The organism is Mycolicibacterium pulveris, assembly GCF_010725725.1.
Lineage (GTDB): Bacteria > Actinomycetota > Actinomycetes > Mycobacteriales > Mycobacteriaceae > Mycobacterium > Mycobacterium pulveris.
The window spans coordinates 3019474-3036249 of record NZ_AP022599.1 but is presented as its reverse complement, the minus strand read 5'-3'; the positions used below and the strand labels follow the sequence as shown (position 1 = coordinate 3036249).

The window sequence follows — 16776 nt, the reverse complement described above, 5'->3', positions numbered from 1 at the left end:
GGGTGCAACACGGATACGGCTCGCAAGGCAGCCATCGGCGCGATGGCGAAGAAACGAGGTTTCGTCTAGAACGAAGAAGCGACACCGACCGGCGGAGCACGCATGCCCAACCCGGAGCGCAGCAGGTCAGGCTGCGCGACAACGTTATTGGTGGCCCAGTGTCGGGCACGCGATGTGGCGCGCACGGCACCGAGCGTGAACAGCCGCAACCAGCACAGCACCGACTCGCAAACGACGTAGAGGTACTCGACCGCGGCGATCGCCGCTCCGAGCACGAGTGCCGCGGCGGCGTGGGCGACCGCCATCGACGGCGACATCCCCAACCCGGCGAGGCCATGGTGATGCCCGCCGAACAGCGCCAGTGCCCAGTGTCCGAGCAGCTGGGCGCCGCCCAGCGCGGCGATCACGCCGAGGAGCGCGCCGTGCCCACGAGGCGCCGCCACGGTGCCCGCCACAGCGCCCGCGGTGGCGCACAGCAGCAGGACAACCATCAGCGCAGCGCCGTGGGGCACACGATCGTCGACGGCGGTGTGCGCACCGACGGTCAACAACGCCGAACACCCGCCGACCAGGCCACCGCGCAACAGGCGGGCGCGTGCTCTCGGGGTGCTCACAGAACGAACCATACCGCGCGCCTACTACAGCGATTAGTAGAGCTTGGACCGCGGCGCTCAATCCCCGTGCATTCTCGGCCGCATTCCCGGGCGAACGATGTGCATGCCGCCATTTCGCAATTAGCGAGTCTCATATGAAGATGCGGATTTTGCGTGTTCAACCATTGGGACGCCGGTTGTTTGCTGGCAATCGGCAGTCGGCGCGCTGATCTGCCCTTGCGGATCCGACGTGCTTTACGGCGATTCATTGCGATCGACGCTCGCGTCAATTTTTTTGGCAAACCCACCCTCACGTGCGGCCGTGCCGGGGTACTTTGCCCCTAACTGCACTCGCGCTCGCCATACGTGGAAATGCGCAAATGCAGCCAGCGCTTCGAAATGCGACGAGGGGTGTAGCGCTGGCAATGCGCGCACTCTCCTTTTGGTGGGCTGCGGTTCGTCGGCGCGAACGCTGCACTAGACGCTGCAGTAAAGGGGGGATGACAGTGACAGCCGAGGTCGTGTTCGTCGACGAATTCGACCGCATCAGCACCGCTGAGGAGATAGTCGTTTTCGAATTGGACGGCGTCCGATATGAGATCTATCTCTCCCGGGAAAATGCCGCGAAACTGCGCGAAGCCTTCGCTCCGTGGATAAGTACGGCCCGTCAAACAGCGGCCCGCCAACGTCGACACCTTTTCAGTACGACGCTGAACTCGGCAGAGGCCGCCGCGATGCGCCGCGCGGCGATTCGCCAGTGGGCCTGGACGCACGGCCACGGCGTGGCCGTGCACGGCCGGATCCCGCGCGACGTCCTCGAGGCGTACGAGGCAGCCCACGCCAGGAAGGTGCGGCAGCCGCTCAGCTAGGCCGCGGGCAGCTCACAGCCGTTCGACGGTGAACGCCGCTGCTTCGCCGACCATTCCGTTGATGCCGTAAACGTTGTGCGCAAATGACGGCCCGCCCGCGGGCACGCCGTTACAGATGGTGTCGTCGGTGGCGCACAGCTCCAGGGTCTTTTCCACATAGGACGGGCCGATCACGACGGGCGGGGCGCCGATGTCGCGCATGAACTGATCCGACGGCATGCCGATCAGCACCACCGCGGCGACATGGTCAGCGACCTCCTCGGGCATCGGCTCCGGAATGAACTCGCGGTACTCCGCGGGAATCTGCTCGGGGATCTCGGCCGCCGTCACATAGCCGGCAACCACCGCGCCCTGCGAGAAGCCGCCGAGCACGACCCGAGTGTCCGGGCAGTTCGCCGCGGTGTCCTGGACCTTGATCGCCGCATCGCGAATGCCGTCGATCACCGTGCGTGCGAACTGAATTCGGTCTCCGAACGCGCTACTGGCGGGGTAGTTGACCGGGTAGACGTCCAACGTCCTGGGGCCGAGTTGTGCCCGCAGGGCGTCGACGTAGGTCTGCCCGATACCGCCGACACCGGGCAGCTCAGCGGTCCCCCTCGCGAAGACCAACTGCACATCGGGACACGGCGCGGGCGCCGGGGCGGGACCGGGCGGCGGCTGCGCGGCCGCCAACGGGACAGGACCTGCGAGCAGCGCCGTGAACGCAGCCGCCGCGGTAGCGAGCAGTCGAGCGGTTCGCCGAACGTCCATAGTCAACTCCTACACGTCACATCGACATCGTCAATCAGAGGCACGACGGCCGTCGCCCCGTGACCCAATACCCCGTAACGTTTGCTGGTCAAACCACGGCCGGCGCCGAACTCATCCGGCGACGCTGGGTTCGCTGACCTTCACCAGCATCTTGCCGATGTTAGCCCCGGTGAACAGCCCGTTCAACGCGTCTACACAGGACTCGATGCCCTCGAAGATCGTCTGGCGGTGAACGAGTCGGCCCTCCTGCGCCCACTGACGAAGCGGGCCGAACGCCTCGTCGAAACGCCCCCATTCGTCGAGCGCATTGAACCCCTGCATCGACGCCGTCTTCGACAGCAGGTTGACGTAGTTCGCCGGCCCCGGGTGCTCACCGGTCAGATAGCTCGAGATGACGCCGCACAGCACGACGCGGGCCTTGGGGGCGAGCCGTCCCAGCACCGCATCGAGGATCGGACCCCCGACATTGTCGAAATAGACGTCGACGCCTTTGGGGCAGTGCTGCTTGAGCGCGGCCTTGAGGTTGTCCTCGCGGTAGTCGATGCACGCGTCGAAGCCGAAGTCCTCGACCACCGCCCGGCACTTCTGGGGACCACCCGCGATGCCGACCACCCGTGCTCCCGCGATCTTGGCGATCTGCCCGGCGATGGACCCGGTCGCCCCGGCGGCCGCGGACACCACAACCGTCTCCCCCGGCTGCGGTTTACCGATGTCATTCACGCCGAAATACGCTGTGGCACCGGTCGGGCCGTACACGCTCATCACCGCGAGCTGATCGACGGCGGGACCGGGCACCGGTGTGGTGAACAGGTCGTCACGGCTGATCACATACTCCTGGAATCCCGTCAGCGTGGTGACGACGTCTCCGACCGCATACGCGTCGCAGCGGGAGGCGACCACCTCCCCGATCCCCGCAGCCCGAACGACCTCGCCGAGTTGCACCGGCGGAAGGTAGCCCGGCTGATCGTTGAGCCAGGTACGCGCGGCGGCGTCGATGCCGATGTATGTGGTGCGCACCAGCGCCTCACCCTCGGCAGGTTCGGGCGCCGGTGTGGTGATCAACTCGGTGTCATCGGGTTGCACCAGCCCGCTGGGCCGGCGCCGCAACACGATCTGGCGATTCATCAACTCGGCCACGACCGCGAAACTACCGGGTTCGACCGGTCTTCGGGTCTGCCGCGCCGCTAGGGTCGTGTCACGCCGAAATCGTCGGCGGTTTGGGGCAGCTTCGCGTTGTCGGGGCCGACGACGACCGGCGGAACGGTCAGGTACAGGTGCAGTCCGCCGAAGACGGCTCCGGCCAGCAGCACAGTCGCCACCCATGGGATGCCTGCGATGAACAGGATCACCGAAGCGGCCAGCAGTATCTGCGCGGCGACCACCCACGCGACGCGATGGGGCATCTCACGAATGTCGCTGCGGAGGGCCTGCATTCGCCACTCGCGGACAAAGTCGGCGTAGTCGAACGGCGCGCCTCGCTCCAATGCGTGCGATGCCGCTTCGCACCATTCGATGTAGGCCAGCGCGCGCTTACGCTGCGTCGCCAGGTCGTCGGCATTCCTGCGGAAATGGCGGCGAACAAGCCATTCCGTGGCGACCGCCGCGTCGCGGCCCAGCAGCTCCTGCAACCGCGCAGGGGTGATGTCTTCGCCACTCGGCCCGCGGCGGTTGGGGGGTCGCACGGCACCGGCGTTCACGCCGAATCAACATCCCGAAGTAGGTCCGCGCAGGAGCCACGTTCGAAGTCGCTCGACAGATGGCTCAGCCGATCGGCTTCGTTGCACGCGTCGGCCAGCGTCCAGATCAGCTCGTGGACGTCGGCGATATCGAGCTCCACCTGCTCGTGCCCCACGCGGATCATCCGCGTGACAACGGCGCCGTTGACGTCCTGGATTCCGACGATCTGGACGGGCACCTGTTCGCCACGGCGCGTGCCGAAAAAATGCCGGCCGATCTGGCCGTTGTGGTTCTCCCACGGGCCGACGCCGGTGGCGTCGAGCGGAGGCGGCACGCTGTACTCATCCGGGTTCATCAGAAATGGCTCCGTTCTAGCCCTTGAACGAACACAGCGTTGTCCAGGGTGTCGCCGCGCGGGCACCTGACGTTTCCTGCCGTCGGGTGGTATGTGCCAACGCAACCTCCCCCTGGTCGTGGCTGACCCGAAAATACCGAAAAAGCGCAGGCCATAGGCCATATTTCGGCTCCGATTCAAAGACTGATCAGCCCAATGACGAGACGGGCAATTGGGGGGGCCGACGAAACTGCAGCGCAGTCGAGCGGCCGCTAAGGCAGGCAAAATAACGGCAGCGTTAGACAGTTTCAAGCCGAAAGTACTTACCAAAAGCAGTTTGAAATACGGCCATGCAACAGCCCAATCGCCCCCGCGGCCTTCGCAGGAGGTCATGTGGCGAAACCCCGACGGCGGCGCGCACGACGCCAATTGCCCGCCTCCCGCGCCGCTTGGTTTCACTGCAGCGACGACGGAGAACGGCAACATCGACGGGCTAATTGCGCGCAGGCCCAACCGTGCCGTGCCGATCGCGCAACGGTGCGCTGATTCGTCGGCAGCTGTCCCCGAGGCTCGTCATCTGTTGGCGGGTCAGCGCATTGAGGTACAGAGCGCGAACACCTTTGGCGTATGTCACGAGCGACGGACCCAGTTTGGCCCGCCCCTCGGCGGTGATGCTGGCGAGCACCACCCGGCGGTCGTGCCGGCTCTTGGACCGGCGCACCAGCGTTCGCGCTTCCAGTCGGCGCGTCTGTTGGCTGACCCGGCTGGGTGTCACGGCGAGGGCGTCGGCGAGCTCGCCCATGCGTGCGGAACCGTCGGGCGTGTTGGCGAGAAAGCGCAGCAGCATGACATCCCACAAGGTGAGCCCGTGCGCCTCGACCAGTTGCCGGTTCAACGCCATGCCGAGCGCCGTCGCTGTGTCGCTGAACATCTCCCAGCACCGGTGCTCGGTTTCATCGAGCCCTGGCAAATAATCGGTCCGCGGCTCGGGACCTGGCTGCTTCGGGACGGGCAATGCCATGGACGGCGGTCGTTCGTCGTCGGAGCCGTGCACGGCGAATCCAGCAATCGTCATCGCCTGGTTCGTCCAGCCTGCATCCCGGCAATGGGCGAAGTCGCCTCCAGTGCCTGTGCGTCGTTTTGTCGGCGAAACCTCAGAAAACCCCCTCGAGCACGTCAAAGTCACAGGCCATTGCACGTCGTCGATTGCAACGTGTTCCCCACATTACTCGGAGTTGTCTAGGAAAACGTTTCTTTCGCTAAATCTGCAGCCTATTCAATGACTGCACGCTATTCAAACTTTGCTGAGTATCGGGATCAACGAACGCCTCTACCCAATTCACGACCCCGCCGCGTGGCGCCGATCGTGAGCCTTGAGCGAATTCATCTGCGGAGCCCTGAGGCACGTGGCGCTAGGCCATCGAGTTTGCCCAATGGCCACAGAAGTTCTCGGGCGCCGACGACCTTGAAGGCCATTGTTTGCGCTGCGGTCACGACGGCGCCAGGTCGCGCTCAGCGCGCGATCGACCACTGCGGTTGCGCCGTCTTTCGGCGCGCCGTTGCGCCATGGACATCGCGTTACAGCAAACAGCGAAGGCCCATGCGCGCGGCCAGGTGCGCGGCGCCTGCCACGGCGGTCAATTCGCCGTTGCCAGTTCCGGCGCGTCGACGATTTCGCGCGTGAACCGCCCACTGGCCGCCAGGTAGCAGCCGATCGCGGCGATCTGCGCCACCGGAACGACCAGCAGCGCGCGCCCAAGCGCCATCACCCCCATCTCCGCCGTCAGCGCATCGCTGATGAGACCGGTCAGAAACGGGCCGGCCGAGCCGACGATGGCGCCGAAGAACAGGAAGATCGCGGAGGCGGTCGCGCGCTGCTCCACCCGGACCAGCCGTTGAATCGCCGCGATCGACGGAGCCATGTATGCCGTGCCGATCACGTAGCTCATCGCGATGAACCAGATGCACAGCGCCCGGCCCTCGACCAGGAACGCCAGTGCCGAAAAGGGCAGCAGCGCCGCGATCATCACGCCGACCAGCCAGAGCAGCCAGCGGGGATCCCTGGCCGACAGGCGGTCTGCGATCCTGCCGACGACGAGGAGACCCACGATCCCGGTCAGACCGCTTGCCACCCCGTACTGCACGCCGACCTCACCCAGCGACATTCCGCGGGTACGAACCAGATACGCAGGCGCGAACGCCGTCAGCGCGTAGCCCGCGAACGAGACACACGCCCCTCCGCCGACGATCATCAGAAACGCCGGCTTGCTCAGCAGGTCCCACGGGTTACCCGACGGCGCCGCGCTTGTCGCCGGCGCGGCCGGCATGGTCTGGCGCCGCCCCAGAACGAGCAGCACCAGCGGGGCGAACACCACGCTGACGGCACCCATCACCACGAAAGCCGTTCGCCAGCCCAGTGACTGGGCCAGTAGGCCACCGCCAATCAGGCTCGCGGCACTTGCGAACGGGATGGCCAGCGTGATGACGGCCAACGGCGCCGCCCGTCGTTCCGGCACGAAATTCCGCGCCACGTAGGCATGTGCGGCCGGGGTGCTGCCCGCTTCCCCGATCGCGACCCCGACACGGGTGAGCACCAGCTGAAATCCGGACTGCACCGCCCCGCCCAGCATCGTCATCGCGCCCCAGAGGCTCAGACAGATCGAGATCACCAGACCGAACGCGCCCCGGTCGGCGACCCGTGCGATCGCGATACCGACCACGGCATACACGACCAGGAATCCGAACCCGTTGATGACGCCGATCATCGTGTCCGACAGCGCCAGCTCTTGTTTGATCGGTTCGGCCAGCACCGCGGGCAGAAATCGGTCGGCGTAGTTCAGCGTGCCGACGATCGCGAGCAGTACGACCGCGGCCCATGCGCGCCCCGGCGGGTGGCGTTCCAGCATCCAAGGAGCGTCGCACGATTGGCCGACCGCCACATGTGGTGTAGAAGGAACCAATGGCTGAAGCAGGATTCTGGGTCGCATGGGGACTTCCCACTCCCGGGCGCGAACCGCAGGCGCTCGCACTCCTGCGGGAGACGCGGGACTACCTCGGGCGTCTGGTCGACGACGGCGCGATCGAGCGCTTCGACATCGCCATCCTCAAACCGCAGAGCATCGAGCTGGGGGGCTTCGTCCTCATCCAGGGATCGACGGCGCAGATCGACGCGCTGCGCCGCGACGACGCATTTCAGGTCTGGCTGAACCGGGGCCAGCTGGTCGCCGACCGCGTCGGCGTGGTGGACACCTGGGTCGACGAGGGCCTCACCGAGGCCACCGACCTCTATGAGCAGGCGCTGCGCGAGGCCGGTATCACGCCCTGACGCCCGGCGGCCGCTATCGCCGCCGGCCCGGACCAACCGATTACCCCGACATTGCTCGATGTTCTCGGTGCCGTTCAAAAGCCCATCAAGATCAACACCACAGAGTCGCCTGTGGTTTCTGAGACATTTGACCCTTTTGCTGTGATCATCTTCGAGGTTCGCTTTAATTGCCCGTAGGCAAATTGACGGGGGAGAAGTACTTGGAGGGTGAACACCATGGGAGCCGCAGCTCATATCGGCCGCGTCGGGGGACTCGCTGTCGCATTGGGGGTCGGCACGGCAATCGCCACCGGACACGGGGTGGCGTTGGCCGACGACAGCACCGATTCAGCCGCGTCGACGTCATCGGCGGAGAGCTCGTCGTCCCCCTCGGCCGGCGCGAAGTCGCAGGGCACTGAGACACCGCCGACGACCGATTCGAGCACCGACGACGAATCCACCGGCACAACCGGTGTCGTGACGGCCCAGACCAACACCGGCACCTCGCCTGCCGACGAGACGACCGACGAGACAACCGAGGACTCCGACGTCGAAGACGACGGCGCCACCCAAGAAGAACCAGCCGAGGAAGAACCCGCTGTCGTCCCCGAGACGCCGGAGCCCGAGCCGGTCGAGTCGGAGGGGTCGACGGCCCCACCCGCTGAAGACGCTGGAGACGATGCGGCGACGACGCACCCGTCGCCGAGCTCGTCGAAGTCCCGCAGCGCGGACTCGACCACCGAGACGGCAGCCGACCAGCAGATCGGGACCACGTCTGCGGGCACCGCAGACTCCCTCGACGACCCGGCCACCCCGGTGCGGCGCAACCAGCCGGTGGCGCAGTTCGTCGATGCGCGTGTGCTGGCGGCGGCCTCCCTGAGGCTGATGTCCCCCAAGATGGCCGCGACCTCGGCGACTGCCGACGTCACCGAGGTCGCTCCGGCGTCACCGCCGACCCCGCCGCAGGACCTGTTCTCGGCGGTGACGACGCTGGTGTCCAACGTGGTCAACTGGGTGCTGAACCCGCTGGCGGGCACCGCGCCGACGACGCCGACCCAGCCGGCGCTCATGTGGGGCCTGCTCGCGTTCGCCCGCCGCGAGTTCGAGAGCTTCCTCACCGGCCTGAGCGGCCAAGACACTGCGGAATCCACCGCAGCCCAGACCACCACCAGCCTTGCGTTGGCCGCCGCGGCCGCCAATCCGAGACCGGGCTTCCCGACGCCCGGCCAGCAGCTCAGCCCGTCCACGATGTTCATCGACTGGGTGACCGGTAACTACCCGACGAACAACACCGCCGAGCGGTTCGGCGTGTGGGGCACCGACGTCGGTGTCATGTGGGACAACGGCATGACAGACGATCCGTCGACCCCGTGGAACGAACACCAGGTCCTCATCGCGGTCGGGGACACCTTCAGCGGCCCCAACATGTCCGGGATCTGGCGGCTCAACACGCTGTTCCGCAGCTCCGACTACAACCTCGCGGACGGAATGACGATCCCAGCCGGGGAATGGTTCAACGGCAACATGTTCGGTGGAGCACCGCTGTCGAGCCCGACATTCGCCAGGCAGATCATCCACCCCGCGCCGGGGCTGCCGACCGGGGTGACGCTGATTCCCACGGCGGGCATCTCCGTCCCGACGCCCGACACCCAGTTCGGCGCCACCCAGTACGTCAGCTTCATGTCGGTCTCCCAATGGGGTGCGCCCGGCCACTGGACCACCAACTACTCCGCGATCGCATACTCGACCGACAACGGCGAGAACTGGACCGTCGCACCCACTTCCGTGCGCTACAACAACCCGTGGAGCGGTCACCAGAACTTCCAGCAGTCGGCGTTCGTCCGGGGTGACGACGGCTACGTCTACGTGTACGGCACCCCGAACGGGCGCCAGGGCGCCGCGCATCTGGCCCGCGTTCCCGAGAAGGACATCCTCGATCTCAGCAAGTACGAGTACTACAACGGCGGATCAAGAGGCTGGTTCTGGAGCACTCCGGCCGGCTGGTACCGAAACGACCCCGGCAAGGCCACGCCGGTATTCGGCGTCGATCGAGGCGCCTGCGGCGTCGCCAGGACCGGCAACCAGGTCAGCGAGATGTCGGTCCAGTACAACGAGCATCTCGGCAAATACGTTGTGCTGCACGCCGATCAGTTCAACAACATCGTGATGCGCACCGCCGACAGGCCGGAGGGCGCGTGGTCAGGCGCGAAGGTGTTGATGACCCAGCAGAACGGCGGCATCTACGCCCCGATGATGCATCCCTGGTCGCCGTCCACGTTGGGCACCGGCTCCGAACTGTACTGGAACCTGTCGCTGTGGTCGGAGTACAACGTGATGCTGATGAGCACAGATCTCGACAAGGTGTGAGCATGCGCCGCAACATCATCGCGCTCGTCACGGCGGCGGCACTGGTGTCCGCACCCGCGGTTGCCGCCGCTGATCCTGCTGCACCACAACCGAATACGCCGTGCCCGGCCGATCTGTCCGATGCGGCAACCGTGCTCCCGGACGCGATGATGCCGCTGATCTGCCGGGACGGCCGGTGGCAACCGGTGACCACGCCGCAACCGCCGAACGACCGGTGGTTGAGCTACGGGCCGGAGATCACGCTTCGCGGACAGGGCAAGCGCAACCCCGAAGTCGCCGAGGGCGCTTGGACCGCCACTCCACGGAACCCGGAAAGCAGCTGTCGCGCAGCACTGTCGGAGGTCGTCAGCGCCGGGGTGGTCGGTCCACCTCAGGTGACGGAGGGCCAGCCCGGTCAACCACTCTCGATCACCGTGCCGCCCAGGATGTTCGAGGCGGTGCTCAGCGGTGACTGCCTGTGGCAGAAAGCCGGCTAGTTCACCGGCACGTCGAGAATCGGATGGTCGCCATAGGCGTTCGGGCCGTCGAAGTGCCACCACTCGCCCGAATACACCGTCAGCCCACCGAGTTTCATCGCGTCGCGCAACCGCGCCCGGTTCTGTTGCTCGGCCGTGCTGACGCCTTCGATGGCATAGGCGTTGGCGCGGGGCACGAACTCGTCGAAGCCGGTGCCCATGTCGAGCGGTTCGCCGTCGCGCGCCAACGTCACGTCCACCGAGAGCCCTGCTTCGTGGCTGCGCGCGTAGCGCCCCGGCCGCGCCACCCAGCCGGGGTCCGACACCGCCTCGTACATCCGCACCTGCACGGCGTGCGGACGGTAGCAGTCCCAGAACACCAGCACGTCCGGGCGCAGCGCATCAGCGGCCGTCGCAAGGCCCGCGGCCATCGACTCGTGCACCAGACACCGCGCGTCGGACGGATACAGCTGTTCGCCGACGAAGTTGTCGGGCGTCGCGTAGCGCAGGTCGACGAGCGCATCCGGCACCACCGTCCGCACGTCGACGAGGCCGGCGGCGCGTGCCGCGTCGGACACCGGCGGCACCGGTTGCGCCGGCGACGCGCCGGCCACCGCGGGCGTCGTGCACGCCGCAATCGCGACGATCGCAGCCGCCATCACCTGTCGCATCGTGGCCTCGTTTCCCCGCCGAGATGACCTCCCACCCTAACTCGCTGAGCATTCGCCCAGCGGAGAGCGCTTCCGGCCTACACTGCGAGCGTGCGCGACGTACTCGATCAGCTGCTTTCGGTCTGGCGGGCCGGCGGCACCGCGGGCGTCGCCACCGTCGTGCGCACCATCCGGTCGGCGCCGCGCCAACCCGGCGCCACCATGGTCGTCTCCCCCGACGGCACGGTCGCCGGCTCGGTGTCCGGCGGCTGCGTCGAGTCCGCGGTATACGAACTGGCCAACGAGGTGGTCGCGTCGGGCAGGCCGGAATTGCAGCGCTACGGCTTCAGCGACGACGACGCGTTCGCCGTCGGGCTCACCTGCGGCGGCATCATCGACATCTTCGCCGAACCGATGTCGCGCGAGAACTTCCCGCAGTTGCAGGCCATCGCCGACGACATCGCCGCGCATCGCCCCACCGCCGTCGCGACGGTCATCGCCCACCCCGACCCCCAGGTCATCGGTCGCAGGCTGGTCATCGGGCCGGACTCGGCCGACGGCACGCTCGGCTCGGTGCGCCTCGACGCGGCGGTCACCGACGACGCCAGAGGGCTGCTCGCCGCGGGGCGCACGACCGTGTTGTCATACGGCCCCGACGGCCAGCGCCAGGAAACCGGCATGGAGGTGTTCGTCGCCAGCCATGCTCCGCGGCCTCGGATGCTGATCTTCGGGGCGATCGACTTCGCCGGTGCGCTCGCCCGGCAGGCCGCGCTGCTGGGTTATCGGGTGACGGTCTGCGACGCACGGCCGGTGTTCGCGACGCCCGAACGCTTTCCCGGCGCCGACGAGGTCGTCGTCAAGTGGCCCGACAAATATCTGGCGGAACAGGCCGAGCACGGCGCCATCGACGCGCGGACGGCGATCTGCGTGCTCACCCACGACCCCAAGTTCGACGTCCCGGTGCTACAGGTCGCGCTGCGGCTGCCCGAGGTCGGCTACATCGGGGTGATGGGGTCGCGGCGCACGCATGACGATCGGATGGCCCGGTTGCGCGAGGTGGGCCTGACGGACGCGGACCTGGACCGGTTGGCGAGCCCGATCGGGTTGGATCTGGGGGCCCGCACACCGGAGGAGACCGCGGTGTCGATCGCCGCGGAGATCATCGCCCGGCGGTGGGGCGGCGGAGGGCGGCCGCTGACGGAGACCAGCGGCCGGATCCATCACGACGGATGAGACAGACCATCCGATAATGTCATTCTCCACTTCCGGCATTTTGTTTACCGAAGTAGGATAACGAGACTCTTCAAGTCTTCGGATTGGAGCGATACCCGTGGCTTCCCCTCTCGGTGGAACAGTCGCAACACGTTATGCGGGCACCCGCGTCGCGCGCGTCGAGGACAGTCGGCTTCTCACCGGTCACGGCACGTTCGTCGACGACGTGATCCGGCCGGGCATGCTGCACGCGTGCTTCGTGCGCAGCCCGTTCGCCCGGGCGCGGATCAACGGCATCAATGCCTCGGCCGCGCTGGCCATGCCGGGTGTGCACGCGGTGTTCACCGCCGCGGACCTCAACCCGGACGTCCAGGAGGCCTGGCACGCCGTGGCGGGCAAGGACGTGCCCGACACCCCGCGCCCACCGCTGGCAGAGGGCGAGGCGAAGTTCGTCGGCGATCCCGTCGCGCTCGTGGTCGCCGACAGCCGGTACCTCGCCGAGGACGCCGTCGAGCGGGTGGAGGTCGACTACGAGCCGCTGCCCGCGGTGGCGGACTTCACCAAGGCGGTCGGGGGTGCGGAGGCCGGTGTTCCGGTCGTGCACGAGGCCTACCCCGACAACGTCGCGGGCGGAATGGCCGGCGCACCGCCGGACGAGGAGACCTTCGCCAACGCCGCCTATGTGGCCGAGGCCCCCATCTACCAGCAGATCCATTCGCCGGTGCCGATCGAGACGCGCGGCATGGTCGTCGAATGGGCGGCGTCCGCCGGTGAGTTGACGGTGTGGGCGTCCACGCAGACCCCGCATGAGCTGAGGGCCTTCTGCGCTCGGCTGCTCGGCATCCCGGCGCAGAACGTCAGGGTGATCATGCGCGACACCGGCGGCGGCTTCGGACAGAAGGTCGTGCCGATGCGCGAGGACATGTGCATCATGCTCGCGGCCCGCAAGGTTCCTTCCGCGACGTCGAACGCGCAATCGGGCGTGGCGCTCAAGTGGATCGAGGACCGGCGCGAGAACCTGATGTCGGCCGGCCAAGCCCGCCACGTCGACGGCAAGGCGCGCATGGCGTTCGACGAGGAGGGCAATATCCTCGCCGCCGACATCGACTTCACCTACGACATCGGTGCCTATCCCACCCCGTATCCGGTGCTGACCACCGCGGCGGTCGGGATGTTCTTCCCCGGGCCGTACCGCGTCCCGAAGGCCAGCTTCAATTACAAGACGGTGTTCTCCAACACCGCCGGGCTTGCCGCCTACCGCGGACCGTGGCAGTACGAAACCCTGGCCCGGGAAATGCTTTTCGACATCGCAGCCCGCAAGATGAACATGGATCCGGTCGAGCTGCGCCGCCGCAACATCCTTCGCGGCGACGAGATGCCGTACTTCAACCCCAACGGCATGCCCTACGACCACGTCGCGCCGGCGGACACCTTCGAGCAGGCCGTGAAAATCCTCGACCACGAGGGCTTCCGCAAGGAGCAGGCCGACGCGTTGGCCCAGGGCCGCTACATCGGCCTTGGCTTCTCCGCGTACATCGAGCCGACGGGCGCGGCGACGGGGCACCTGGCCACCGAGGGCGCGACCATCCGAATGGAGCCGACCGGCAAGATCAACGTCTACGTCAACGGCGGGTCGACGGGTAACAGCCTGGAGACCACGGTCGTCCAGCTGACGGCCGATGCGCTGGGCGCCGACATCAACGATGTGTCGACGATCCAGGGCGATACCGCGGTGACCCCGTACGGTGCGGGCACCCAGGGCAGCCGCAGCGCGCCGATGACCGCCGGCGCCGTCAACGAGGCCGGCGCGATGTTGCGCAGTCAGATCCTGGCCATGGCCGCGCATCGCCTCGAAGTCGACGAAACCGAAGTGGAACTGGTCGGCTCGCGTGCGATCGTGCGCGACAACCCCGACAAGAGCGTCAGTTTCGCAGACCTCGCCTACCGGGCGTACTACGAGCCACAGCAGTTGCCACCGAATGTGTCCGCGTCGTTGGAGGCGACGGCGCGGTTCACCTCGGAGGCCCCCATCCACTGGGCCAACGCCACACACGTGTGCACGTGCGAGGTCGACGTGCAGACCGGCCGGGTCACGTTGACGCGCTACATCGTCAGCGAGGACGTCGGCCCGATGATCAACCCCACCGTCGTGGAGGGCCAGATCGCCGGCGGCACCGTGCAGGGCATCGGCGGTGCGCTGTTGGAGCACATGGTCTACGACGACGACGGAAACCCGTTGTCGTCAACGTTTGTCGACTACCTGTTGCCGACAACCACCGAGGTGCCGGTGATCGAGTACGGCCACGTCGAGATTCCCGGGCCGGGCGTCGGCGGATACAAAGGCTGTGGTGAGGGCGGCGCGATCGGCTCGACGCCCGCGGTGATCAACGCCATCAACGACGCGCTGGCGCCGCTGGGGGTGACGCTGACCAAGCTGCCTGCCAGCCCGGCCGCGATCCTGGATTTGATCGAACAAGCCACGAAGTAAGGAAGAGAATGGAACTGAACAACGAGTTCCGCGTCGCGGTACCCGCTGCCGACACGTGGGAGTTCCTCACCGACGTCGAGCGCGTGGCGCCGTGCCTGCCGGGAGCGACCCTGATGTCCGTCGACGGCGACGAGTTCACGGGCACAGTCAAGGTCAAGGTCGGCCCGATCACGGTGTCGTACCAGGGTGAAGCGGGGTTCGCGGAGAAAGACGCCGCGGCGCAACGGATGGTGTTGAAGGCCACCGGGAAGGAAACCCGGGGCAACGGCAACGTCGCGGCCGTCATCACCGCACAGCTCAAGGACGAGGGCTCCGGCGGTCAGCCCGCCACTCGGGTGCTGATTCACACCGACTTGACGGTCTCGGGCAAGGCCGCGCAGTTCGGGCGGGGCGTGCTCGCCGATGTGGCCGCCCACCTGATCGGCCAGTTCGCCGCCAGCCTGGAGTCCGAACTGCTCGGCGATGCCGCCCCCACCGCGACCGAAACACCCAGTGCCGCAGCGGGTGCCGGGAAGAGTGATGTCATCGATTCGGTCGCCCTGGTCAAGGCCGTCGCGCCGTCGGTGGCCAAGCGGTACGCACCGATTGCCTGCGGTCTGGCGGCGGGTGTGGTGATCGGGGTCCTCATCGGTCGTCGACGCAAGCGCGCCAACCCCGCCGCTGTGCTGGCCGAGGACCTGCAGGCCGCCCTGACCCGGCTGTTGTCATGAAGCCCGCCCCGTTCGCCTACCACCGCGCCGACTCGGTGAAGGAGGCGGTGGACATGCTCGCCGAGTTCGGCGACGACGCCAAAGTGCTTGCGGGGGGCCAGAGTCTGGTGCCGATGCTGGCGATGCGGCTCACCCACTTCGAGAACCTCATCGACATCTCCCGGATCGACGAGCTGCGCAGCATCGATCTGGTCGACGGCGCGGTGCGGATCGCCGCGGGCACACCGCATGCCTATGTCGGCATGGATGACGAGGTGGCCGAATCGGTTCCACTGCTGTCGCTGGCCACACCGCACATCGGTCACTTCCAGATCCGGACCAGGGGGACGCTCGGCGGCGCGATCGCGCACGCCGATCCCGCCGCCGAGTACGCGGCGGTGGCGCTGGCGCTCGACGCCAAAATGGACGCGGTGTCGTCGCGCGGATCCCGCAAGATCGTCGCGAAGGACTTCTTCACCGGGCTGTGGGAGACGTCGCTGCAGCCCGACGAGATCCTGACCGCCGTGCACTTCCCCGTCTGGGGCACCCGGTCCGGTTTCGCCGTGGAGGAGTTCGTGCGCAGGCACGGCGATTTCGCGATCGCCGGCGCAACCGTCGCAGTCGAACTGGACGACGATGACCGGGTGACCCGCTGCGGCATCGGGCTTTTGGGCCTCGGCTCCACCCCGCTGCGCGGCACGCCCGCCGAACAGGCCGTCACCGGCCGCCCGGTCGGTGAGGTCAGCGCCGAGGAGGTCGGCGAGCTCGCCCTGTCCGGGCTCGAGGACATCCCGTCGGACCTGCAGGGGACGGCGGCATACCGAGCCAAAGTCGGCGCCACGATGGTGGCGCGCGCCTGGTCGAAAGCCACTACGGAGGCAACCAACGATGCATGAGCTGCCGGTCGAGATGACCGTCAACGGCCGCCCCTACCGCGCGGTGGTCGAACCACGCCTGACGCTCGCGGACTTCCTCCGTGAGAAGTGCGGCCTGACAGGGACGCATCTCGGCTGCGAGCACGGCGCGTGCGGGGCGTGCACGGTGCTTGTCGATGGCGCGGCGGTGCGCTCGTGCCTGATGTTCGCGGTCCAGGCCGAGGACACCGAGGTGACCACCGTCGAGGGCATCGCTGGCCCCGACGGTGAGCTGTCGCCCGTACAGGCGGCCCTGCGCGAATGCCATGGGCTGCAATGTGGTTTCTGCACTCCGGGATTCGTCACGAGCATCACCGCGCTGCTGCGGGACAACCCCAAGCCCACCGACGAGGAGATCCGCGAAGGGTTGTCGGGCAACTTCTGTCGCTGCACCGGCTACCAGGGCATCATCAACGCCGTGCACCGCGCGGCGGAGATGAGCTGAGTTCGTCTTTCCGCCGCGACTTCTGCACC

The 16776-nt window shown here is 67.3% G+C and carries 17 protein-coding genes; 9 read left to right on the top strand and 8 right to left on the bottom strand.

What is annotated here, in order from left to right; all coding sequences use genetic code 11:
* Positions 1–65: 65 nt before the first annotated feature.
* Positions 66–614 (bottom strand): hypothetical protein, encoded by a 549-nt coding sequence (locus G6N28_RS14680; RefSeq protein ID WP_163901406.1) that lies wholly within the window; start codon positions 612–614, stop codon positions 66–68.
* A 479-nt stretch (positions 615–1093) separates the two neighbouring features.
* Here G6N28_RS14680 and G6N28_RS14675 point away from each other — a divergent pair, with 479 nt between their 5' ends.
* On the top strand, positions 1094–1462 hold the full coding sequence (locus G6N28_RS14675; protein ID WP_220097460.1) for a histone-like nucleoid-structuring protein Lsr2: 369 nt from the start codon (positions 1094–1096) through the stop codon (positions 1460–1462).
* Between the two features lie 12 nt (positions 1463–1474).
* Here G6N28_RS14675 and G6N28_RS14670 read toward each other — a convergent pair whose 3' ends face one another.
* From G6N28_RS14670 to G6N28_RS14645, 6 genes are all read right to left on the bottom strand, one after another.
* On the bottom strand, positions 1475–2212 hold the full coding sequence (locus G6N28_RS14670) for a cutinase family protein (protein WP_163901402.1): 738 nt from the start codon (positions 2210–2212) through the stop codon (positions 1475–1477).
* A 111-nt stretch (positions 2213–2323) separates the two neighbouring features.
* Entirely contained in the window at positions 2324–3349 is a 1026-nt protein-coding gene (locus tag G6N28_RS14665) for an NADP-dependent oxidoreductase (protein ID WP_163901400.1), read from the bottom strand.
* 47 nt (positions 3350–3396) lie between these two features.
* On the bottom strand, positions 3397–3909 hold the full coding sequence (locus tag G6N28_RS14660) for a hypothetical protein (protein WP_163901398.1): 513 nt from the start codon (positions 3907–3909) through the stop codon (positions 3397–3399).
* The gene (locus G6N28_RS14655; RefSeq protein WP_163901396.1) at positions 3906–4244 is read right to left on the bottom strand and encodes a hypothetical protein; all 339 of its coding nucleotides are present in this window, start codon (positions 4242–4244) and stop codon (positions 3906–3908) included. Before G6N28_RS14655 ends, G6N28_RS14660 begins: the two co-directional genes overlap by 4 nt.
* A 472-nt stretch (positions 4245–4716) precedes the next feature.
* The gene (locus tag G6N28_RS14650; RefSeq protein ID WP_308207207.1) at positions 4717–5298 is read right to left on the bottom strand and encodes a MarR family winged helix-turn-helix transcriptional regulator; all 582 of its coding nucleotides are present in this window, start codon (positions 5296–5298) and stop codon (positions 4717–4719) included.
* Positions 5299–5860: 562 nt separating this feature from the next.
* Positions 5861–7129: a spinster family MFS transporter gene (locus tag G6N28_RS14645; RefSeq protein ID WP_163901394.1), complete on the bottom strand. Its 1269-nt coding sequence runs from the start codon at positions 7127–7129 to the stop codon at positions 5861–5863.
* A gap of 53 nt (positions 7130–7182) precedes the next feature.
* Here G6N28_RS14645 and G6N28_RS14640 point away from each other — a divergent pair, with 53 nt between their 5' ends.
* The 3 genes from G6N28_RS14640 (at position 7183) to G6N28_RS14630 (ending at position 10370) form a co-directional block, all read left to right on the top strand.
* A complete protein-coding gene (locus G6N28_RS14640; RefSeq protein WP_163901392.1) occupies positions 7183–7548 on the top strand; it encodes a hypothetical protein in 366 nt (121 codons plus the stop codon).
* A 216-nt stretch (positions 7549–7764) separates the two neighbouring features.
* On the top strand, positions 7765–9894 hold the full coding sequence (locus G6N28_RS14635) for a glycoside hydrolase family 183 protein (RefSeq protein WP_163901390.1): 2130 nt from the start codon (positions 7765–7767) through the stop codon (positions 9892–9894).
* Positions 9895–9896: 2 nt separating this feature from the next.
* Complete coding sequence (locus G6N28_RS14630; protein ID WP_163901388.1) at positions 9897–10370, top strand: hypothetical protein; 474 nt, start codon at positions 9897–9899, stop codon at positions 10368–10370.
* On the opposite strand, the gene G6N28_RS14625 is transcribed toward G6N28_RS14630, so the two are convergent.
* On the bottom strand, positions 10367–11020 hold the full coding sequence (locus G6N28_RS14625; protein ID WP_163901385.1) for a M15 family metallopeptidase: 654 nt from the start codon (positions 11018–11020) through the stop codon (positions 10367–10369). The two genes, G6N28_RS14630 and G6N28_RS14625, sit on opposite strands and share 4 nt — an antisense overlap.
* 90 nt (positions 11021–11110) lie before the next feature.
* On the opposite strand from G6N28_RS14625, the gene G6N28_RS14620 reads away from it, so the two are divergent.
* From G6N28_RS14620 to G6N28_RS14600, 5 genes are all read left to right on the top strand, one after another.
* Positions 11111–12232, top strand: a complete 1122-nt coding sequence (locus tag G6N28_RS14620; protein ID WP_163901383.1) for an XdhC family protein — start codon at positions 11111–11113, stop codon at positions 12230–12232.
* A 97-nt stretch (positions 12233–12329) separates the two neighbouring features.
* The gene (locus G6N28_RS14615) at positions 12330–14699 is read left to right on the top strand and encodes a xanthine dehydrogenase family protein molybdopterin-binding subunit (protein ID WP_163901381.1); all 2370 of its coding nucleotides are present in this window, start codon (positions 12330–12332) and stop codon (positions 14697–14699) included.
* 8 nt (positions 14700–14707) lie between these two features.
* Entirely contained in the window at positions 14708–15409 is a 702-nt protein-coding gene (locus tag G6N28_RS14610) for an SRPBCC family protein (RefSeq protein WP_163901379.1), read from the top strand.
* The gene (locus tag G6N28_RS14605; protein ID WP_163901377.1) at positions 15406–16284 is read left to right on the top strand and encodes an FAD binding domain-containing protein; all 879 of its coding nucleotides are present in this window, start codon (positions 15406–15408) and stop codon (positions 16282–16284) included. Before G6N28_RS14610 ends, G6N28_RS14605 begins: the two co-directional genes overlap by 4 nt.
* Complete coding sequence (locus G6N28_RS14600) at positions 16277–16747, top strand: (2Fe-2S)-binding protein (protein ID WP_163901375.1); 471 nt, start codon at positions 16277–16279, stop codon at positions 16745–16747. Before G6N28_RS14605 ends, G6N28_RS14600 begins: the two co-directional genes overlap by 8 nt.
* The last annotated feature ends 29 nt before the right edge of the window (positions 16748–16776 follow it).